Source organism: Paenarthrobacter sp. 10N417 (assembly GCF_056394745.1).
This window is the reverse complement of record NZ_JBFTIL010000001.1, coordinates 46,009-64,759: the sequence shown is the minus strand read 5'-3', so window position 1 is coordinate 64,759 and position 18,751 is coordinate 46,009. Positions and strand designations below refer to the sequence as shown.

The window sequence follows — 18,751 nt, the reverse complement described above, 5'->3', positions numbered from 1 at the left end:
ATCTAGAAAGCAGCACATCGTGAAGCTCAAGTTCCTGGCCATTCCGGCCGCAGCGCTGTTCCTTGCCAGCTCGATCGCCGGTTGCTCCGGTGCTTCCGACAAAGCGAAAACAGTTGAAGCAAGCGCTCAGTCGGGCCACCTCACCATCGGTATTTCCTTTGATCGCCCAGGGCTTGGAATCAAGACTCCGGACGGATCATTCAAGGGTTTCGATGTTGACGTTGCCAAGTACGTCGCCAAGAAGCTTGGCGTTGAGGAGTCTTCCATCACCTGGAAGGAAGCGACTCCGGCGCAGCGCGAGAGCCTGATCCAGAACGGGCAGGTGGATTATGTGGTGAATACCTACAGCATCAACGACGCCCGAAAGGAGAAGGTCGCCTTCGCGGGGCCTTACTTCCTGGCTGGCCAGTCGCTCCTGGTTCGTTCTGACTCCACGGATATCACTGGCCCGGAGTCCCTGAATGGGGGCAAAAAGTTGTGCTCGGTGACCGGTTCCACACCAGCACAGAACATCAAGAAGAACTACAGCAAGGACGCGCAGCTTCAGGAGTACGACACCCCTTCCGCATGCGTTGAAGCCCTGAAGAGCGGCGCCGTTGACGCAATGACGACGGATGATATTCAACTTGCCGGTTACGCAGCTGCCAATCAGGGAAAGCTGAAGCTTGTTGGCAGCACTTTCAGCAAGGAGAACTACGGCATCGGTCTGAAGAAAGATGACACCGCGGGCCGTGCCAAGATCAACGACGCCATTCAGTCCATGATCGACGACGGATCGTGGGCCAAAGCGTTTGAGAGCAACGTTGGACCGTCCGGTTATGCATTGCCCGCCACGCCAGTGGTAGACCGCTACTAGTCGAAGCAGCCAGACAAGAGACTGGATACTTAACATGAACATCCTCAACGAATACGGGGATCAGATCCTGGCGGCCTTCCTCATCACCCTGCAACTCACGGCGCTGTCTGCACTGGGCTCGTTGGTAATGGGCACTGTACTGACAGCCATGCGGGTTTCACCAATTTGGGCGATGCGGACGCTTGCTACCGGGTACGTGAACATCGTCCGGAATACCCCTCTGACCCTTGTGGTGCTTTTCGCATCGTTCGGGTTGGCGCAGCAACTCGGGATTACCTTGGCAGATCCAAAGTCACCCACATCCATCACAGACAGCTCGTTCAGGCTGGCCGTCCTGGCCTTCAGCCTGTACACGTCGACGTTCGTATCCGAAGCGCTAAGGGCCGGTATTAATACGGTCCCTCCCGGCCAGTCGGAAGCAGCCCGGTCGTTGGGCCTGAACTTCATGCAGGGATTGAGCCACGTCGTCTTGCCACAGGCGTTTCGGGCCGTCATTGCACCGCTGGGCAGCATCCTCATTGCGTTGACCAAGAACACAACGGTTGCCTCCGTCATAGGCGTGGCTGAAGCCGCTCTTCTGATGAAGGAAATGATCGAGAACACCTCCGCCCTCATCGTCGTTGGGTTGATCTTCGGGGCCGGCTTCATGTGCCTGACTCTTCCGACCGGCGCGGCTTTCGGATACCTAAGTAGGAAGTTTGAGGTCAAGCGATGAGCAACACTCGAGCGGCCATCAGCAATCTGTATGACGTGCCGGGCCCCAAGGGCCGAATTCTGAACATCGTCATCAGTGCTCTGTGCGTCGTTGGGCTGGCAGCGGCCGGATGGTTCGTCATGGCAGCCCTGGCAGAGAAGCGGCAACTGGCGCCGGAGAAGTGGCAGCCGTTTCTCACGCCTGAAATGTGGCAGACGTACCTTCTGCCCGGGATTGTGGGAACGCTGCAGGCTGCGGTGTTAGCCATCGTCCTCGCCATAATTCTGGGTATCCTGCTCGGCGTCGGACGTCTCGCCGACAATCGATTCGTGCGCTACGGGTGCGCCGCCGTGGTGGAGTTCTTCCGGGCGATTCCGCTGCTGATTCTGATGATTTTCTGCTTCCAGCTCTTCGCCGACTACGACCTGTTCCCGTCAACCGATCTTACAGTGGCGGCAGTAGTTACAGGACTTGCCCTGAGCAACGGGGCCGTGATTGCAGAGATTGTGCGCGCAGGAATCAAAGCCATTCCGCGAGGCCAAGGGGAAGCTGCTGTGGCTCTTGGGCTGGGCAGTGGACAAACCCTCCGTATGATTCTTCTGCCCCAGGCAATCACGGCAATGCTCCCGGCAATCGTCGCTCAATTGGTTGTGGCGCTGAAGGACACTGCGCTTGGTTATCAAATCACCTACGTGGAAGCAGTGCGGCAAGGAATCCAGGCCGGCTCTGCGTATTCGAATTACATACCGGCGCTGGTAGTGATCGCGCTTGTGATGATTGTCATCAATCTGGGACTATCGCGACTGGCAACGTACATTGAGCTTCGACTCCGAAGCGGCCGCAAGGCCCCTGCCGAGTCAAAGGTTGGCGACGTCCTGGTTCCCCAGCCCTAGATGCGGGCGATCATACGTCAGGATGCTCGTTGCCTCAGTCCGGAATTGCGTTCAGCCGCAATGACGACATTGAGCAAACCTGGAAACAGCGATTCCATAACACCGGTCCGAAGCGTGTTGAGAATCGCCGTTCCCTGGTAGTGCTGCTCTATGATTCCCGCTTCGCGTAGCACGCGGAAGTGATGGGTGGACGTGGACTTGCTCACGGGCAACTCAAACGCGATGCACGCCTGGTCGTCATGGCCATCGGCCAGTTGGGTCACGATCCGACGCCGGATGGGATCGGCCAGCGCCGACAGCACGCCATCGATGTGAATCGCGTCGGGCGTAGGGTGGTCCAGAGTTCGCATGCTTCGATTATCCAAGAAGTTCGAGGACCTGGCGATTTACAAATCCTACGCTTGTCGTACTACGATGAATATCGAACTTAAAGTGAAGGGAGACGCACATGAAGGTGTTCCAAGTAGGCGCAGCCGGGGGAGTAGGCCGACGTCTGGCCCAGCGCCTGAGCGGCCGCGGTGACACCGTCACGGGAATGTTCAGGAATCCCGCTCAAGCTGACACCGTTGCCTCCAGCGGCGCGACGCCCGTAGAGGGAGACCTGATTAAGGACTCCACTGAGGTGTTGGCCGAAAAATTCAAGGGACACGATGCCGTCGTCTTCTCTGCGGGCGCCCATGGCACCGGGATGGACCAAACCACCCTCATCGACGGCAAGGGGCTGGAGAAGGCTGCCGATGCCACCGCCCTCGCCGGAGTGTCCCGTTTTGTCCTGGTATCTGCCTTCCCGGAGTCAGGGCGGGGTGAATCGGTGAACGAACGCTTTGAGCACTATATGCGCACGAAGAAGACAGCAGACGTCTACCTCACACGCACTGATCTGGATTGGCTGATAGTTCGCCCGGGGCTTCTGACCGACGCCCCAGGAGATGGGCGGGTAACGGCCGGTCCTGCGATTGAGTACGGAGACATTCGACGCGATAACGTCGCGGCGTTCATTGACGCGGCGCTCCATAACCCGCAGTTGAGCCGGACCATTGTCGAGCTAACCGATGGCGATACCGCGGTGGAAGATGCTGTGTCCGGGCTGGTTGGCTAACAAGCAGACGAGCTTTTTGCAAGAACGGAGGGGAGGCATGCGAAGCGCGTGCCTCCCCTCCTCGCGCTTCCCTACAGCTTCACGCATGTCCGGACTTAGGCGTCGACTCCATGGCAATGAGTGCGGCTTCCGCGGCGTTGGATGCATGCACTTCACATGCTCGCCGGGCCGCCTCCGGATCTCTAGTGATGGCAGCTGACGTGGTGATGTCCGTCAGCTCGGACAACATGTGCGGACTCCGCCCAGGGGAACTCGTTGATAGGGCCCGAAGTACTTGAGTGCGGGCATTGATTTGCCGAAGCATGCCCGAGATTTCTTTGTTGCCAGCACCAGCCAGAAGCACTTCGTAATAGCTGTCTTTCGCGGCCAGCAACAGCTGCGCCCCGCCAGCTGACTCTGCTCTACGGATGTCAAAAAGTCTCGCAACGAGTTGCCCACGCTGAGCCTCTGTGGCTCGTTCAGCGAACAGGCTTCCAGCGAGCGATTCCAAAGCGCCGCGAACTTCATAGAGACTTCGGGCTTCGGTGGGTGTGAGGGTTGCAACTTCGGGACCCTTGTTCGGCGCCGTCACTACCAGCCGCTCGGATTCCAGCTGCCGCAGTGCTTCACGAACCACTGTTCGGCTGACGGAGAACCTATCGCAAAGCGTAGTCTCGACCAGCCTCTCTCCAGGACTGTACTCGGAGGTAACGATCGCCCGGCGAAGGGCGGCGACCACCTCTTGGCGCAATGGCGCGGCTGTTCGCTGGATTGTTTCCGAAATCATTCTCGCCCCTCGCGTGCTGAATACCAGTACGAACGAAAAAACCGGGGGAGGCGGTGAGCCTCCCCCGGTTCTGTTCGACTAGGCCTCGTACTGGTGGTAAACCTTGGCGATGATCTTCCAATCGCCGTCCTGCTTCAGCAGGGTGTGGAAGTCGGTGTAGTCAGCTCCAATGGCGTCATTTTCCATGTCAACCTTCACCACGGCAGTTGTCTGGGTGATGCCGATGATGTCCACGCGGGTCTTGACATCAGGAGCCGCGCCGTTGTCGGCGACGAAGTCGTACAAGTTCTTGATGGGGCCGCCCAGAAGCTGGCCGTTGGTAAAGCCGTACATGGTGGCGTCTTCATGGAAGGCTTCTGCAACGCCTTCGGGGCTGCCGACGCGCAGGCCTTCGACATACTTCTGAACGGTGGTGACGATCTGGTCATATTCGTCGGTCGGGACGACTTTGAGGTTCTTGGGCATGGTTTCTCCTTGTGAATGAGCGGGTCCTATTGCGGCACCCTGGGATGGTTTGGCTGAAGAAAAGCCGCTAGCGCTTTCGAATCACGACGGTTTTGTTGTTGGTATGCGAAGCCAGGCCTTCATCACCGTGTTCGACGCTCAGGCCGGACTGTTTGTGGCCGCCGAACGGCGCATGATCCGGGTGGCTCTGGCCTTGATTGACCCAGACGTTGCCGGAGTCGATGCGGTCCGCCACGGCCAGTGCCCGCTCTTCGTCTCGCCCCCAGATGGTGGCACCAAGGCCGAAGATTGTGGCGTTGGCGCGCTCGATGACGTCCTCGACGTCGTCGTACACGAGTACGGGTACGATCGGTCCAAAAGGTTCCTCCTGGACGATGCGGCTGTTTTCGGGAGGGTTGTTGACGATGGTGACTGGAACGAAGTTGCCGTCCAGGGACTCGTCGATGGTGCCTCCGAGTGGGACGTCGTACCCATGGCGGCGAGTGTCTTCGAAGAGGTCACGAAGCTTGTCGTACTGCATGCGGTTGTTGATGGGGCCAAGATCGCTGGTGGGATCCATGCCGTCGCCGACCTTTTGCGTTTTGGCATAGTCCACGAGCGCTGTGACGAAGTCTTCATGGAAGGAACGGTGTACGTAGATGCGCTTGGCCGCGATGCACCACTGACCCGAGTTACCAAAGGCGGCGTTGAATACCTGCGGCACGGCGTCCTGCCAGTCCGCGTCCGGGAGTAGGATCGCAGGATCATTTCCACCCAGTTCGAGAGTGACCCGCTTGATGGTGCGGGCGGCTGAAGCCATAATCTTGGTCCCGGTTTCCGTGGATCCCGTGAAGGTGATCATCCCGACGTCGGGGCTCTCGGTGAGGATCTGCCCAAGTTCGTTGCCGCCTGTGACGATGTTGAAGACGCCGGGAGGGAAGACCTGGGCTGCCAGCTCCCCGATCCGCAATGCGCAGAGCGGGGTATAGGGAGAAGGCTTGAGAACTACGGTGTTGCCGGTGATCAGCGCGGGGACGGTCTTCCACAGAACGTGGAGGTAGGGATAGTTCCAGGGGATGATGGCCCCCACGACACCGAGCGGTGAGCGGCGAAGGTCTACGCGCTTCTCATCGTCCTCCACCAGTACCTTGTCCTCCAGCCTCGATTTGGCGGTGTTGGGGATCCAGGGGTTGGCAAGGTTAACTTCGAACGTCGCCTGATTGTGTCGTGGCTTGCCCTGCTCCAGTGAGAGCAAGGTAATGAACTCTTCTTTGTGGGCCTCGAGGGCCTCGAAGAATTCGACGATGATCGCTTCGCGCTCGTCTGCGGTCAGCGCAGCCCACGCGGGGAAAGCCCGCTTGGCGGCACCGATGGCGCGTTCCATGTGTTCCCGTGTGCCCTGAGGTGCGGATGCGAGGACCGAGTTTGTGGCTGGGTTGTAGACGTCAAAATGGTCCTCAGTCTGAACGATGTTGCCATCAATGAGCAGTCCGTAGGGTCCGTTGAAGTTCGGGGGCGTGGTGGTACGCGCGCCCTCTGTGATGGAAACTCCCATGTGATCTCTCCTGTCGTGCGGCGGCTTGCCGTGGAGCGGTGAACAAATCGAATGCTGAAACAGATTCATGTTTCAGTTTAGGGCCAGTGGGTTGGACTCGCAAGATCTTTTGGTAAATTCTGAAATACGATATTGTTTCAGTTTAGGATGTGATGATCGACACGACAGCAGTGCGACCTCCCCTGAAGTCCCTTACCAATGAAGCTCAAGGAGCAGACATGAAACTCGACGGACAGTGCCTTTGTGGTGAAGTCACCTACACGATTGACAGCGAGCCGAAGTTCACGGCCTTGTGTCATTGCACCGATTGCCAGCGTCAGACAGGTGGCGCGTACTCGCTGGTCATCGGTGTTGACGACGAAAAGCTGAAAATCACAGGCGACGCGGTGAAGACGTTTATTACCGTCGGCTCTGAGCACGAGACCAACACCAACCGGTCGTTCTGCGGGGAATGCGGTTCGCCAATTGTTGGGCGCATTGACGCGATGCCTGGATTGGCCTTCGTCAAGGCGGGRACACTCAACGACACGTCATGGCTCAAGCCGACCGTGGAAGTCTGGTGCCGGTCCGCGCAGCCATGGGTCGAGGCTCTCCCGGGTGCCGAGCGGTACGACGGCGACATCCCGGCCTGATTGGGCTTGCGCGCGGGAGGCCGCGCGGAGTTGGGGTTGGGTGGATCGCTTCCTGGAGGTGGTCCACCCGGACCCCTTTCTTTATTTTTCGAAAGGACCAAAGCATGATGACTTCCACCGGGTTTCTCCGCGGCGACAGCACCATCGCTGATCAGCAGGAAGTACCCCTCACAGTCGCTGCTGCCGAGGAGTGGATTCAGCGCACATGCTTCTCGACCGGTCCTGCCGGGCGCATCGGACTTGAACTTGAGTTGCTCATGGGTCGAATCGGAGACCCGTCCCTGCAGCGTCCGTTTGCTGACGACAACTACCGGCGTTTGTTCTCAGAACTGCGTCATCTGGACGTTCGCGGAAGTCTTACGCTCGAACCCGGTGGTCAGCTTGAGCTCAGCTCGCACCCCGAAGCCTCTTTGCAGGAGCTCATTTTGTCAGTGCATGGCAGCCTCAAATTGTTGCGGGCGCAGGCCGCCGATCTGGACGCAATCCTTGTGGGTGCCGGAGTATCACCCCATCTCGAACCCAGGCGGATCACTCAAGCCCCCCGCTACGCTGCCATGGAGCAGTATTTTGAACCGTGGGCGCCGGCGGGCACCACCATGATGTGTTCCACCGCGTCAGTGCAGGTCAACGTCGAAGCGGGCGCGGACGATGTCGAAATCCGTCATCGCTGGAACCTGCTGTATTCAATGGGGCCAGTGCTGGCAGCGACGTTCGCGAATTCCGGCTGGATCGGTGGCCGGCGAAGCGGTTGGAAGGGCACACGGCTCGCAGCGTGGCTCGCTCTGGACCCGGCCAGGACTGGCGTACCACATTTCAGCGCGGCCCAGGATCCCGGGGTGTCCTACGCTCGGTGGGCCCTGGACGCCCCCCTGATGATGATTCGACGTGTAGCGGGGGAGTGGCATGCCCCCGCCGGTCTGACGTTCCGTGATTGGCTCCGTCTAGGGACAGCGGTGGTACCGGACCGGCCGCCAGCAAACCTTGAAGATTTGCAGCAGCACTTGAGTACACTTTTCCCGCACGTTCGGCCCAAAGGGTATTTCGAAATCAGATACATCGATGCCCAGCCCGGCTGCTGGTGGGCTGTCCCCGCCGCCGTCGTTTCCGCGCTCATCTCCAATCCCGCTGTCTCAGACCAAGCCAGAGGCATCTGCGCCGGCTCCCCGGACTGGGAAGCCGCTGCCCGGATAGGACTCGACGATCCGGGAATCGCATCCCGGGCCGTGCAATTGATGGCGCTGGCTGCGGACCAGCTTCGGCTCGACACTTCCACGAGGGCCATTGCCAGCCAGGTTGAGGAATACGCTGAAAAGTGGACGCTCCGAGGTCTATCGCCTGCGGATGACGATCCGTCCGCTTGGTCGGACCGCGATCAGGGCTGCGCTCTGGATGGTGGCATTTGCTAGATCAGCCCAAGGTCCGTGGCAACGACGACGGCCCGTGTTCTGGTTGTCGAAGAGAGCTTGCCCCTTGCGTTCTCCATGTGCGTAGAAACCGTGCGTGGTGAGAGAAAGAGTTCGCTGGCTATTTGGGTGTCCGTCAGGCCCCATTTTACCATTCGAAGGATCTCCAACTCACGCGGAGTAAGCCCCAGGCTCCGGCTTTGCCTGGCGCGTTCGACCATATCCGCTAGAACCGGTCGCAGAGCCGTCAACATGGGTGCCGTAGGCGCCGGCCAGGCCGCGCGATCCGTACTCAGGTTGCAAGTCCCCACGATCTGTCCCTTAACTGTCAACGGCATCGTGACTCCGTTGTTGAAACCTTCGGGTCCGAAATGCAGAAGCGCGGGCGCTGAGGCCCGGTAACCTGGCAGGTTATCCCAGTCATAAATGGTGGACTCATCCCGCAGTGCTTGTCTGGCCGCTTTGTCGTGGAGAAGCAGATCCCGGGTGATGTAGTCCACAACGCTGTCCCTGTAGCCTGAGCTGCCGACCGCGATGTGAGTGTGCGCCAGAGGATCCACATACGTCAGAAGGATCGCCCCTGCACCGCTTTCGAAGCGAACGAGGTCGAAGTATGCGTTGCGCCGGCGAATAATGTCTTCGCTTTGTAGGTCCTGCAAGATGAGAACCCGGGAAGCGGAGTCCATGTGGCCTCCATGGTTCGTAGGGAAAAGCTCACATTGGTTGTCAGATAAAACCAACGGCGACAATGACCCGGACAGCAAGTCTGTTGGGGTTCGCATGAAGGGCTCGCACTTTGTAAAAGCGATCCGCATCACAAATATACGTGAAATCACCGATGGTAGCCAGAGCGCGGCCTTCCTAGGCTGGATCTACTCCCCAGGAATCACAACCCTGCGGCCCCACAATCCATCCCCCAGGAGGCTCACCACCATGCATCTCAAACCAGCCCTCGTTGCCGGCGTCGCGGCCTTGGCCCTGGCGTCTACGGCCTCGCTTTCGGCCTGCAGCGCACCAACATCCAGTTCGTCCAACGGCGAGTGTTCCAAGACGTACACCGTCGGCTTCAGTCACCCGATCGGGGAAGCCGAGGTGATCAAAGCTTTGAAGTCATTGGCGAAGGAGTACTCCACCAAGGTTGGTTGCGTCGACCTGCTTCTGGACAACACCACGGGAATGAAATTGGAAAGCCAGCGCGCCACGGTCGAAAGCTGGGTGACGCAGCAAGTAGACGCCATCGTCCTTTGGCCGGTCGACTCGACGGCTTTCGCCGGTCTCCAGAAGCAGGCGCAGAGCCAGGGCACCAAGTGGCTCACTTATCTGACCAGCATGGACGGACAAGATGGCAGCGTGGGATTTGACAACAAGCTCCAAGGAGAGCAAATCGCGGCGGATGTCACAGAGTGGATCGAGAAGAACTACCCCGACGGCGGGGCAACAGCCGCGGTCACTACGTTGACCACACTGCCGCCTTCTCGCCCCAGATACGAACTTCCCATCAAGGCCATTGAAGCGGCCGGGCTCAAGGTCGTTTCTGAACAGAACTGCACGGATCAAGCATGTGGTCTGCAAATTGCCGAAGACGCCCTTCGCGAGCACCCCGATTTGCGCATATTCATTGGGCTCAGCGACGAGTCCGCGATAGGCGCAATGAAGGCCTTCAAAAACGCTGGAATCGACCCAAAAACCGTCTACATAGCTGGCCAGGACGGCTCACCGGAAGGTCTGGCCGCGGTCAAGGAGGGCGGCATGTACCGGGCAAGCTCCGCGATACCCATGGATGCCCTGGCAGCGTCCATCGTTGACGCTGCCATGGCCGCCGCAACGGGTAAGGGCGAGACCAACCTCGTCACGCCAACGGTTCTGGCCAAGGCTGACAACCCGCAACTGGTGGCCGATCTCATCGGGAATTTTGAGCGTAAGGGCCAATGAGATGCCACGGGACGCTCTGGACCAGGAAAAGTCTGTGACTTTCGGCCTGATGCTATCGGGTATCCGCAAATCGTATGGGGCAAATCACGTGCTGCGGGGCATTGACATGAATATTCCTGCGGGCACAGTTCACGCACTTCTGGGCGCCAATGGTGCGGGGAAGTCCACACTGTTGGGCTGCCTCAGCGGAGCTACCAGTCCCGATGATGGTGAAATCGTCATCGGGGGACGCCCATACCGTGGGCTCACGCCGACACAAGCTTTTGAAGCTGGATGCGCCATCATTTACCAGCATTTTCAGCTCATCGCGTCGCTCTCCGTCGCGGACAACATATTTCTCGGCCAAGAGCGTCGTAGCGTCCTCGGGGCCATCGATACCCGCCGGCAGGAGCGTGAAGCACAAAGCATCCTCGAATCTTTGGACGTGGACATAAGCCCCAAATCCTTGGTCGGTTCACTATCAGTGGGGGAGCAGCAGATCGTTGAAATCGCCCGGGCGTTGCGACGGAAACCGGACCTGCTCATTTTGGATGAACCAACGGCAGCCCTCGGCCCTCATGAAGTGACGGCCCTGATCCGGCTCGTGCGCCGGCTGGCCACGACGCAGGGACTCACTGTTATCTACGTGACGCACCTGCTGAACGAGGTGTTGCAGGTCGCCGACGCTGTGACTGTCCTCCGCGACGGCCGGGTGCACTGGACCCGGGATCGCCTGGACCTTGAAATGAAGGACCTGGTTGATGGCATCTCCCCAGGCAGCTCACTGACCGGCCGGGCATCAGACTGCGAACCAGGTGCGCCGATGCTGCAGCTGGAGGCACTACAGTGCTCCTTCACGGGGCCTTTGACGACGACAGTGCACGCCAATGAAATCGTCGGACTGTTCGGGCTGTTGGGCTCGGGACGGACGAACCTTCTGGAGTCTCTGGCAGGAGTAAGGAGGCCCGTGGGAGGCGGCGTAAGCCTGTCGCGGACGTCCCCTGCCTCCACTCGGTCCAAGTCACTGAGGGCAGGCATTTCCCTGGTGGCTTCCGATCGAAAAGAACAGTCACTTTTCGGCAGCATGACGGCTGAAGAAAACGTACTTCTTCCGCACTACCTCCAGCTCTCACGAGGATTTCGTAGCCGTGGCCGCGAACGGGCGGCCTTTCTTGAGACCGCGGGGAGGATCCGGCTGAGTCCGATGTCTCCAGGGAATCCAGCGGATTCGTTCTCGGGGGGAAATGCCCAAAAGCTGGTTGTGGGGCGTTGGGCCGGTGAGCTTGGCGACACATCGGTTCTGCTCCTGGATGAACCAACTCAAGGGGTGGACATCGGATCCCGACACGAGATCTACGAATTACTCCGCGAGTTTGTCTCCGGTCCTGAGCGATGCGTGATCTTCGCGAGCAGCGAACCCGAGGAAATCCTCGCGCTTGCCACCCGTGTCTTCGTTCTGGTGGATGGAGTGCCCAGGGAAATCGCCCCCGAAGACATCACAGAAAATTACCTACTGTCAGCTGCCCAGGGCAGTTCTGGCGAAGCGGAAGGAACATCAAAGTGACTACGTTGGAGTCCACCACCATGAGTCCCCCAAGCAACAGCCCAGGGACCAAACAGCGTGTCCTTGCCGGCAAAAAGCTGGTTCTTCAGGGCATCAACTGGTTTATGCCGGCCGCCACCCTCGGTCTCATGGTGTATTTTTCTCTGGCGACCAAGTCTTTCCTTACCGGCGGCAACCTCCTTGCGGTACTAACCCAGAATGGGCCGACCTTCATAGTGGCCGTGGTGGCTGCAGTGTTGCTGATGGCCGGATTCGTAGATCTGTCCGTCGGTTCGACGTTGGCCTTGGCCGGAGTGTGCTCCGGGCTCACTTTCCTGAGTTCCGGTCTCATCCCCGGGCTCTTAGTAGGAATCGCAGTAGGTACAGCAATCGGCGCCATCAATGGATTGCTGATTGGATGGCTGGAACTGTCTCCCTTGGTAGTAACGCTGGGAATGCTCGCAGCTACTCGGGGTGTTGCTCAGTATCTCGCCCCCGATTCGCTTTACGGCTTTCCGTCTGATGTCAATATCCTGGGCAATGGCTCCATTTTCGGTGTGTCCTATCTGGGCCTCGCAGCCCTGTTGGTCATCGGCGCAGCCCTGCTCACCATGAATCGTCTCCCTGTTGGCCGCAAAATTATCGCAATCGGGGTGAATGCAAGGGCTTCCTACCTTGTAGGCATCCCAGTCAAACGCTTGTCAGTGCTTCTCTACGTTGTAGTAGGACTGGCGGCCGGTATTGCAGGTGTCCTGCAGGTGGCGAGACTGGACAGCGCCCCTTCTGGCACCCTTGGGGTCGGATTCGAAGTGACCGTATTGACCGCCGTGCTCCTTGGCGGTGTGCCGTTCAACGGTGGACGTGGCAGCGTCCTTCGCGTGGTTCTTGGAGTATGGCTCATCGCCATCCTTAAGAACGGGCTAACGCTACTCAACTTGGGGCCGGAAATCGCCGGAATCGTGACGGGCAGTGTTCTGGTCCTGGCCGCCGGCCTTGAGGCAATTCGCTTCTGGGTGCAGCGGTCCAAGTGACGCGCTCAGTGACCAGCCACGACTACACCACAAACCTCAAACTCAAGGAGAGAATCATGGACCACGTCACCACTGAAGACATCCCCTGGATGAGCGCGACACATATAAGCGAAAAGGTACGCCGCCAGGAACTTTCCCCTGTCGATATCGCCACATCGATGACGGACCGCATCAAGGCTGTGAATCCGCAATTGAACGCGTACGTTACCTTCGACGAGGAGCAGGTCAACACGGACGCCGAACGCCTGCAGACACAGGTGGACTCGGGTGCAGAGCTTGGGCCGCTTCACGGGGTCCCTTTCGCAGTCAAGGAACTCACCGCCATGAGTGGACTGCCGGCAACGTACGGCTACTTGCCGCTGAAAGGAACCGTAGCTCAGCACGATGCTGCCGTCGTTAAGCGTCTCAAAGCGGCTGGGGGGTTGTTTCTGGGAAAAACGAATATGCCCGAAGGTGGCTACTACGGGGGGACGGACAACCATTTGTACGGGCCCACTCACAATCCCTGGAAAAGCGGCTACTCGGCCGGCGGGTCCAGCGGGGGATCGGCTGCTGCTGTGGCTGCAGGCCTTGCGCCCATTGCAGAGGGGAGCGATGGAGCGGGGTCGGTTCGGATCCCGGCTTCAATGTGTGGTGTTGTCGGAATGAAACCAACCCATGGGCTCATCCCACAGACAATTCTGGGGGGTCGCTTTTATACCTGGATCTATCATGGGCCGATTGCCCGGACAGTGGCTGACGCTGCGCTCATGCTCAATGTCATGGCTGGCCCGGACGACGAAGACCCAACCAGTCTTCCGGACATGAATATTGACTTCACCGAGGTGATCAAGAAGCCGATCGACGGCCTACGGATCGCCTGGTCCTCAGATCTGGGCCTTGGCTACGTGGACCCGGAAGTCTCGGCGATCTGCAGGTCTGCCATGGACGCTTTCGAGGAACTTGGTGCGGTTGTCGAAGAGGCCACTCCGTCATGGGGCGGAGCCCAGGAAGCGATGTGGAACGGCGTCTGGCTTCCTGGATTTGCCAGCCAGGTTGACCTGCTGGACTGGCAGAGCATGACGGGACAGTTGGATGAAAACCTTCTGGAGATCATGAGTCAATGCAAGACGCTGAATGGAGAAGATAAGGGTCGGGCCGACCTCTACCGCGGTCAGATGTGGCAGACCTTCAGAGAGTTCATGTCAGGTTTCGACCTCTTGATTTCTCCAACCCTGACCTCAGCGGCTTTTCCTCTGGAACAGTTCGCGCCCAGCTGGCTTGAGGGTAAGCCGCTCCGGGAGCAGATCCTCGGATGGTTGCTCACGTATCCATTCAACATGATGACGACGCCATCCATCACGGTGCCCGCCGGATTTACCTCGGGAGGGCTGCCCGTTGGACTGCAAATTGCGGGCGGTTTTCACTCGGATGCGAAGGTTCTGAGGGCCGCCGCAGCATTCGAAGCCGCCAGGCCCTGGTCGCACCTCCGCCCTTTTCATTTGGGGGACCGGGAGCTGACGGCTCCACGTCCCACCTAGGGATTCCTCGAGTACTGACGAATTCCTGGGGCGGCTTTCGCGCCCCGGGACCCAACTGAAATTAATACGGCTTTCTGGATCGGCCCGGGCGTTCGCGTCCGGGCCGACGCGTTGACAGCTGTCTCGGCCGGCCGCGGGCGCGGGATCCTACGGCAGATATGTGGACAGATATTCGATGCTGGAGCGTTTCATTTCCTGCAGCAGCGCCTCGTTGCCTCGATCAGGCGACTCTCGGTACGCAAGGTCAAATCCCTTGTCCAGCATGCCGACAAAAATCTGGGTCACAACGCCCAGCGGAACCTGAGGCGCTTCGGGCTTGACGTTGGTAATGGTTCGGGCCAAAAAGGCTGCCAATTCGTCGTCGTGCATACGGTTGGCCCGGATCATGCGGCCGGTGAACTCTGTGGAGAACCAGATAGCACGGAAGGCCGGCGTCTCGTTGAAGAATTCGATATGGGCCTCTACGCCGGCTTCGGCCTTCTGTTTCCAGTCAGGTCCGCCCAGGTCGAAATCAACCTTGTCCAGACGGTTATCCAGGTCCTGCAGGCAAGATACAAGGATTTCCTCAAGCAAGGCCTCCCGGCCATCGAAGAAGTTGTAGAGCCAGCCCACAGATACACCTGCCCGCGCCGCTACGGTAGTAGTAGTGACGGCCTCAGGCCCGCCTTCGACGAGAAGATCGATTGCGGCATTCAGCACTGTCTCCATCTTCGACCGGCTCCGCTTCTGTACGGCCGTCCTATGAGCGCCGACCGTGGCGGATGCTTCGGTCAGCAGCTCGGACAGGGAGTGCGGTGGTCCCGACGTCGCCAAGGGATCGACCCCGTCAGGGCTTGGCAGAAGTCCGTCTACCTCGTGCTGTGCTGCCTGACTCATCTGGCGCCCCCTTCGGCCTGCCCAAATACGTAGATGTTTCACCTTTAACCTCAGCCCAGTCTAAGGCGTTCATTACGGATCATGCGTCGCTGCCGGAAATTGCCTATTGCATGAAGTGTGAGCCATGCCTCATACTTCAAATATGAAAGATGAATGTGTTTCATTCTTTCGGACTCTCGCTGGACGCAGCGATGTCCTGCCTGACTACGACTGATCTGCCACCCCTATGTGCGGTAAACCCTCCACAGGAGGTGGCAGAACGATGCGGTCCAACTCCGTCTCATGACAACGACGGTTCCGCATCCTCCCAATGTTCTTTGTCGTGCTCCCCAACAGTGCGCCAAAATTTGAAGAAGGACCCCCCATGGCAACTTCCAGTGCCCTTTCCGCGTCATCTGAACAGACAGAAGTCCATCGCCTCAAGTCCGGTTCCCTTGGGCTGGTAGGCATTCTTCTGCTGGCTTTCTCCAGTGCAGCGCCCTTGGTGGGCTGCTTGGGCAACATTCCGCTTGCGGTCGCATTCGGCAACGGGGTTGGAGCTCCAGCCGGATTCATCGTCGCAATGGGCGTACTCCTTTGCTTCGCCGTCGGCTATGTAGCAATGACACGACGTCTCAGTGCGACCGGCGGCTTTTACAGCTTTATCAGCAACGGTCTGAGTAAACCGCTCGGGCTGGCATCAGGGCTATCCCTGATGCTGGGGTACCTGTGCGTCCAGGTGGCAGTGTTGGGGGCGATCGGTTACTTCGGCTCTGCCGCACTGAAGCAGTCCTTCGGGATGGACGTGTCTTGGCTTGTCATCGCAGGTATCGCACTGGTCCTCGCCGCTGTGGCATCGTACTTCGGAGTCGAACTCTCAGCTAAGGTTCTCGGCGTCCTGTTCATCGGGGAAATTATCATTCTTGCCATCGTCAATGGTGCCATCTTCATCAACGGTGGACCGGAGGGCGTAAGCCTTGAACCGATCAACCCCATCAACGCCTTCGGAGGAATCGCCCCAGGCATCGGGATCTTCTTCGCCTTCTGGTCCTGGCTCGGATTCGAAGTGGTACCCAACTACGCTGAAGAATCCAAGAACCCCAAGAAACTTGTGCCGCTGGCAACCTACCTTGCAGTCATTGGCATCGGCCTGATTCTCTTCGTCACGGCTTGGGCAACAATCACGGGCTTCGGAACCGGCAAAGTAGTCGATGAAACAACCGGCCTGTTGGGCCAGTCCTACATCTCTCTCGCACAAACGTATGTTGGCGCCTGGGCAGCCGACTGCATCAACTGGCTTGTGATTACCGGTTGTTTCGCGTCTGTGCTGGCATTCCACCAAACTGTTTCACGCTATATCTACGCGATTGCACGTGAGGGTGTTCTGTTCCCGGGCAAGCTGGGCCACACACACGCGCGCTATGGAAGCCCCCACCACGCTGCCGTTGCGACGTTCTTTGGAGCGGCACTCATTCTGGCACTTTTCACGGCTTTCTACTTTGCGGCTCCTTCGGCCCAGGAATTCGCTGGCAACGACTTCAACACGGCCGCCTACTCCGAGGTCTTTGGTTGGTTCGCCATTGCATGTACTTTCTGGGTCATGCTCAATCAGATTCTGTGTTCCATTGCGACCATCCGGTACCACCGGCTGCCAGCGCACCGCATGCACGCGCACTGGTGGCGGACCATGCTGGCCCCCGGAATCGGAGCACTCGGTTTGGGTGGCGCTCTCTACCTGCTGTGGTCGAATCTCAGCTCCCTCGGGGGCGATATCATCTGGGTCAGTCTCATCCCGTGGTTCTGCATCGGCTGGTTTGTCTTCAGCCTCCTCATCGCATTCTGGCTGAAGGCCAAGCGCCCTGCGGCATACGAAGGACTCGGCCGCGTGCTCTCAACGACGGCGGACGACGCCTAGGATCGACGCCTACTCCCGCATAAGAAAAGTAAGCCGCCCCGGGCTGGGGCGGCTTACTTTTCTTAGTCGTTTGGCGGACTTACGCATCGATGGCTCGCGTCAGCCTCTCATCGTGAGGATCAGTTTCCCACCAACAGCGCGATTCTCTAAACGGTCCAGCGCGACGGCCATTTCATCCCATGGCAGGACTGCGGCAACGTGCGGGTCGAGTGCACCTTGCACCATGAGCTCCAGGAGCTTCGCCAGGTCCCGTCCGAAGGGAAGAGGATCGAAGAACAGTTCGAAACCCAGGATCCTGACCAAGGCCCCGTTGTAAACATCACGGACATTGAACGTACTTGGCTCGTCGGACGAATTACCAAAGGCAACCAGGCGGCCCCGTGGATCCAGCATGGAAAGTGTGCGTCCAAGCACGTGGCCGCCCACCGACTCAATGATCACGTCGAAACGATCGTGGACTTGCTCGATGTTGGATACGACCTGTTTGGCGCCCATGGCCCTGATCGCCTCAGCGTCGGTGCCCTTCGAGACCAGAGCCGTAACCATGGCTCCTGCTCGCGCGGCGAGTTGAACAGCGAACTGGCCAACACCGCCGGAGGCGCCGGTGATCAGGACATGATCGCCGAGGCCCGTCTCGCCCAGCCGCAATGTGCGTAAGGCGGTGAGTGCGGCCGTCGGCAGGGCAGCGGCCTGAGCGAACGTCAGCTCATCAGGAATGGCTGCAATCGAGTCTCGCTGCACGGCGACCATCTCTGCCCAAGCGCCATGTTCCACTATTCCGAGAACCCTCGAACCAGCCGTCAGTTCGTCGCTGGCGTCCTCCATGAGGACACCAGCGAAGTCCCAGCCTGGGATGATGCCTGCGGCCGCAGCGCGAAGTGCACGCATCTCGCCTCGGTTTAGGGAAATGGCATGAACCTCAACCAGGACTTCTTCAGGCTGTACTGAAGGCATGGGGACGTCCTGGATGGCGATTCGGCCGGGCGCCTCAGGGCTGACGGCCAGTGCACGCATTGTTGACGTGGCGGGTGGTGAGTGTTTCACGGTCCTCCGGGGGTGCGTTCTGCGGCGGGTTAATGACTAGGCCGGGGAGACGATGACGCCTTCGCGGTAGTCGAAAGCCCTGCGCTGGTGGGTAGTGTCGGAGAATACCCAGATGACAGTGCAGTCTTCGGTGATCGCGTCTACTGTTGCCCGATACGGCTCGCCAACAGATTCACTTACCAGGACGTTCTGGGTAGGCCGAAGCCCGGACCAGTTCTGACTGGTCCGGGCTTCGGTGGTGGAGGCTGTTTCCATCCGCGTGCCTTCCTAAGGAGCTTCTGCGGGGCTATTGGCAGTGACATAGGTGGAAACGGTCCGCGCTTCCAGCTCGGGGATGATATGTACAGCCCCGATGGTGAGGAAGTGTTGCGTCTGCCGATGCAGATCGAAGTCCTCGGCAGTGTGATAGCTCTCAAGGATGACAATCTTCCGGTCATCCTCAACTCCACGGAAGAATTCGTAGGAGATGTTGCCGGGTTCGTCGCGGGTTTGGGCTGCCATTCTTCCCAGATGCCCAAGAACCTCATCCGTGGTTCCAGGCTTGGTTCTGTATCTGGCAACGACATTGAAAGTGCTGGTCATGATGTCTC

At 59.0% G+C, this 18,751-nt stretch carries 20 protein-coding genes; 11 read left to right on the top strand and 9 right to left on the bottom strand.

Annotated features, from left to right (window positions below; all coding sequences use genetic code 11):
• Positions 1 to 16: 16 nt before the first annotated feature.
• The 3 genes from AC1DCM_RS00285 to AC1DCM_RS00275 are packed head-to-tail and all read left to right on the top strand — an operon-like array spanning position 17 to position 2,443.
• Entirely contained in the window at positions 17 to 856 is an 840-nt protein-coding gene (locus tag AC1DCM_RS00285; protein WP_429331906.1) for a glutamate ABC transporter substrate-binding protein, read from the top strand.
• Between the two features lie 34 nt (positions 857 to 890).
• On the top strand, positions 891 to 1,571 hold the full coding sequence (locus tag AC1DCM_RS00280; protein WP_477516953.1) for an amino acid ABC transporter permease: 681 nt from the start codon (positions 891 to 893) through the stop codon (positions 1,569 to 1,571).
• Entirely contained in the window at positions 1,568 to 2,443 is an 876-nt protein-coding gene (locus tag AC1DCM_RS00275) for an amino acid ABC transporter permease (RefSeq protein ID WP_477516952.1), read from the top strand. Before AC1DCM_RS00280 ends, AC1DCM_RS00275 begins: the two co-directional genes overlap by 4 nt.
• Before the next feature lie 17 nt (positions 2,444 to 2,460).
• On the opposite strand, the gene AC1DCM_RS00270 is transcribed toward AC1DCM_RS00275, so the two are convergent.
• A complete protein-coding gene (locus tag AC1DCM_RS00270; protein WP_477516951.1) occupies positions 2,461 to 2,793 on the bottom strand; it encodes an ArsR/SmtB family transcription factor in 333 nt (110 codons plus the stop codon).
• Between the two features lie 98 nt (positions 2,794 to 2,891).
• Here AC1DCM_RS00270 and AC1DCM_RS00265 point away from each other — a divergent pair, with 98 nt between their 5' ends.
• Positions 2,892 to 3,542: an NAD(P)-binding oxidoreductase gene (locus AC1DCM_RS00265; RefSeq protein ID WP_477516950.1), complete on the top strand. Its 651-nt coding sequence runs from the start codon at positions 2,892 to 2,894 to the stop codon at positions 3,540 to 3,542.
• Between the two features lie 79 nt (positions 3,543 to 3,621).
• Here AC1DCM_RS00265 and AC1DCM_RS00260 read toward each other — a convergent pair whose 3' ends face one another.
• The 3 genes from AC1DCM_RS00260 to AC1DCM_RS00250 all read right to left on the bottom strand — a co-directional run bounded on the left by AC1DCM_RS00260 (position 3,622) and on the right by AC1DCM_RS00250 (position 6,307).
• On the bottom strand, positions 3,622 to 4,308 hold the full coding sequence (locus AC1DCM_RS00260) for a GntR family transcriptional regulator (protein WP_477516949.1): 687 nt from the start codon (positions 4,306 to 4,308) through the stop codon (positions 3,622 to 3,624).
• A 78-nt stretch (positions 4,309 to 4,386) separates the two neighbouring features.
• A complete protein-coding gene (locus AC1DCM_RS00255; protein WP_431114747.1) occupies positions 4,387 to 4,773 on the bottom strand; it encodes a nuclear transport factor 2 family protein in 387 nt (128 codons plus the stop codon).
• Between the two features lie 67 nt (positions 4,774 to 4,840).
• Positions 4,841 to 6,307 (bottom strand): aldehyde dehydrogenase family protein, encoded by a 1,467-nt coding sequence (locus AC1DCM_RS00250; RefSeq protein ID WP_477516948.1) that lies wholly within the window; start codon positions 6,305 to 6,307, stop codon positions 4,841 to 4,843.
• Between the two features lie 218 nt (positions 6,308 to 6,525).
• Between AC1DCM_RS00250 and AC1DCM_RS00245 the strand changes: the two genes are divergently transcribed.
• Together AC1DCM_RS00245 and AC1DCM_RS00240 are read left to right on the top strand one after the other, a co-directional pair.
• Positions 6,526 to 6,939 carry a GFA family protein gene (locus AC1DCM_RS00245; protein WP_442017927.1) on the top strand — a complete coding sequence of 138 codons (414 nt, stop codon included), beginning with the start codon at positions 6,526 to 6,528 and terminating at the stop codon, positions 6,937 to 6,939.
• 104 nt (positions 6,940 to 7,043) lie between these two features.
• Positions 7,044 to 8,345: a glutamate-cysteine ligase family protein gene (locus tag AC1DCM_RS00240; RefSeq protein ID WP_442017928.1), complete on the top strand. Its 1,302-nt coding sequence runs from the start codon at positions 7,044 to 7,046 to the stop codon at positions 8,343 to 8,345.
• On the opposite strand, the gene AC1DCM_RS00235 is transcribed toward AC1DCM_RS00240, so the two are convergent.
• Positions 8,342 to 9,028, bottom strand: coding sequence for a response regulator transcription factor (locus AC1DCM_RS00235; protein WP_442017929.1), 687 nt, complete (start codon positions 9,026 to 9,028; stop codon positions 8,342 to 8,344). The two genes, AC1DCM_RS00240 and AC1DCM_RS00235, sit on opposite strands and share 4 nt — an antisense overlap.
• Positions 9,029 to 9,275: 247 nt before the next feature.
• Between AC1DCM_RS00235 and AC1DCM_RS00230 the strand changes: the two genes are divergently transcribed.
• From AC1DCM_RS00230 to AC1DCM_RS00215, 4 genes are read left to right on the top strand one after another with little or no spacing between them, the layout of a single operon-like run.
• Positions 9,276 to 10,274 carry a sugar ABC transporter substrate-binding protein gene (locus AC1DCM_RS00230; RefSeq protein ID WP_477516947.1) on the top strand — a complete coding sequence of 333 codons (999 nt, stop codon included), beginning with the start codon at positions 9,276 to 9,278 and terminating at the stop codon, positions 10,272 to 10,274.
• Between the two features lies 1 nt (position 10,275).
• Positions 10,276 to 11,817, top strand: a complete 1,542-nt coding sequence (locus AC1DCM_RS00225; RefSeq protein ID WP_442017931.1) for a sugar ABC transporter ATP-binding protein — start codon at positions 10,276 to 10,278, stop codon at positions 11,815 to 11,817.
• Positions 11,814 to 12,827, top strand: coding sequence for an ABC transporter permease (locus AC1DCM_RS00220; protein ID WP_442017932.1), 1,014 nt, complete (start codon positions 11,814 to 11,816; stop codon positions 12,825 to 12,827). Before AC1DCM_RS00225 ends, AC1DCM_RS00220 begins: the two co-directional genes overlap by 4 nt.
• A gap of 56 nt (positions 12,828 to 12,883) precedes the next feature.
• Complete coding sequence (locus AC1DCM_RS00215; protein WP_477516946.1) at positions 12,884 to 14,347, top strand: amidase; 1,464 nt, start codon at positions 12,884 to 12,886, stop codon at positions 14,345 to 14,347.
• A gap of 147 nt (positions 14,348 to 14,494) precedes the next feature.
• On the opposite strand, the gene AC1DCM_RS00210 is transcribed toward AC1DCM_RS00215, so the two are convergent.
• Positions 14,495 to 15,223: a TetR/AcrR family transcriptional regulator gene (locus AC1DCM_RS00210; RefSeq protein WP_442017934.1), complete on the bottom strand. Its 729-nt coding sequence runs from the start codon at positions 15,221 to 15,223 to the stop codon at positions 14,495 to 14,497.
• A gap of 364 nt (positions 15,224 to 15,587) precedes the next feature.
• Here AC1DCM_RS00210 and AC1DCM_RS00205 point away from each other — a divergent pair, with 364 nt between their 5' ends.
• Positions 15,588 to 17,117, top strand: a complete 1,530-nt coding sequence (locus tag AC1DCM_RS00205; protein ID WP_442017935.1) for an APC family permease — start codon at positions 15,588 to 15,590, stop codon at positions 17,115 to 17,117.
• Positions 17,118 to 17,216: 99 nt separating this feature from the next.
• Here AC1DCM_RS00205 and AC1DCM_RS00200 read toward each other — a convergent pair whose 3' ends face one another.
• From AC1DCM_RS00200 to AC1DCM_RS00190, 3 genes are read right to left on the bottom strand one after another with little or no spacing between them, the layout of a single operon-like run.
• The gene (locus tag AC1DCM_RS00200; protein ID WP_442017936.1) at positions 17,217 to 18,161 is read right to left on the bottom strand and encodes a zinc-binding dehydrogenase; all 945 of its coding nucleotides are present in this window, start codon (positions 18,159 to 18,161) and stop codon (positions 17,217 to 17,219) included.
• A 36-nt stretch (positions 18,162 to 18,197) separates the two neighbouring features.
• On the bottom strand, positions 18,198 to 18,416 hold the full coding sequence (locus AC1DCM_RS00195; RefSeq protein WP_442017937.1) for a hypothetical protein: 219 nt from the start codon (positions 18,414 to 18,416) through the stop codon (positions 18,198 to 18,200).
• Between the two features lie 12 nt (positions 18,417 to 18,428).
• Positions 18,429 to 18,743, bottom strand: coding sequence for a putative quinol monooxygenase (locus tag AC1DCM_RS00190; protein WP_431114755.1), 315 nt, complete (start codon positions 18,741 to 18,743; stop codon positions 18,429 to 18,431).
• Positions 18,744 to 18,751: the final 8 nt, after the last annotated feature.

Excerpts from the sequence above, each read along its gene's own strand:
- AC1DCM_RS00280 (WP_477516953.1), top strand. The coding sequence starts at position 891 with ATGAACATCCTCAACGAATACGGGGATCAGATCCTGGCGGCCTTCCTC.
- AC1DCM_RS00275 (WP_477516952.1), top strand. The coding sequence starts at position 1,568 with ATGAGCAACACTCGAGCGGCCATCAGCAATCTGTATGACGTGCCGGGC.
- AC1DCM_RS00270 (WP_477516951.1), bottom strand. The coding sequence starts at position 2,793 with ATGCGAACTCTGGACCACCCTACGCCCGACGCGATTCACATCGATGGC.
- AC1DCM_RS00265 (WP_477516950.1), top strand. The coding sequence starts at position 2,892 with ATGAAGGTGTTCCAAGTAGGCGCAGCCGGGGGAGTAGGCCGACGTCTG.
- AC1DCM_RS00260 (WP_477516949.1), bottom strand. The coding sequence starts at position 4,308 with ATGATTTCGGAAACAATCCAGCGAACAGCCGCGCCATTGCGCCAAGAG.
- AC1DCM_RS00255 (WP_431114747.1), bottom strand. The coding sequence starts at position 4,773 with ATGCCCAAGAACCTCAAAGTCGTCCCGACCGACGAATATGACCAGATC.
- AC1DCM_RS00250 (WP_477516948.1), bottom strand. The coding sequence starts at position 6,307 with ATGGGAGTTTCCATCACAGAGGGCGCGCGTACCACCACGCCCCCGAAC.
- AC1DCM_RS00240 (WP_442017928.1), top strand. The coding sequence starts at position 7,044 with ATGATGACTTCCACCGGGTTTCTCCGCGGCGACAGCACCATCGCTGAT.
- AC1DCM_RS00235 (WP_442017929.1), bottom strand. The coding sequence starts at position 9,028 with ATGGACTCCGCTTCCCGGGTTCTCATCTTGCAGGACCTACAAAGCGAA.
- AC1DCM_RS00230 (WP_477516947.1), top strand. The coding sequence starts at position 9,276 with ATGCATCTCAAACCAGCCCTCGTTGCCGGCGTCGCGGCCTTGGCCCTG.
- AC1DCM_RS00225 (WP_442017931.1), top strand. The coding sequence starts at position 10,276 with ATGCCACGGGACGCTCTGGACCAGGAAAAGTCTGTGACTTTCGGCCTG.
- AC1DCM_RS00215 (WP_477516946.1), top strand. The coding sequence starts at position 12,884 with ATGGACCACGTCACCACTGAAGACATCCCCTGGATGAGCGCGACACAT.
- AC1DCM_RS00210 (WP_442017934.1), bottom strand. The coding sequence starts at position 15,223 with ATGAGTCAGGCAGCACAGCACGAGGTAGACGGACTTCTGCCAAGCCCT.
- AC1DCM_RS00205 (WP_442017935.1), top strand. The coding sequence starts at position 15,588 with ATGGCAACTTCCAGTGCCCTTTCCGCGTCATCTGAACAGACAGAAGTC.
- AC1DCM_RS00195 (WP_442017937.1), bottom strand. The coding sequence starts at position 18,416 with ATGGAAACAGCCTCCACCACCGAAGCCCGGACCAGTCAGAACTGGTCC.
- AC1DCM_RS00190 (WP_431114755.1), bottom strand. The coding sequence starts at position 18,743 with ATGACCAGCACTTTCAATGTCGTTGCCAGATACAGAACCAAGCCTGGA.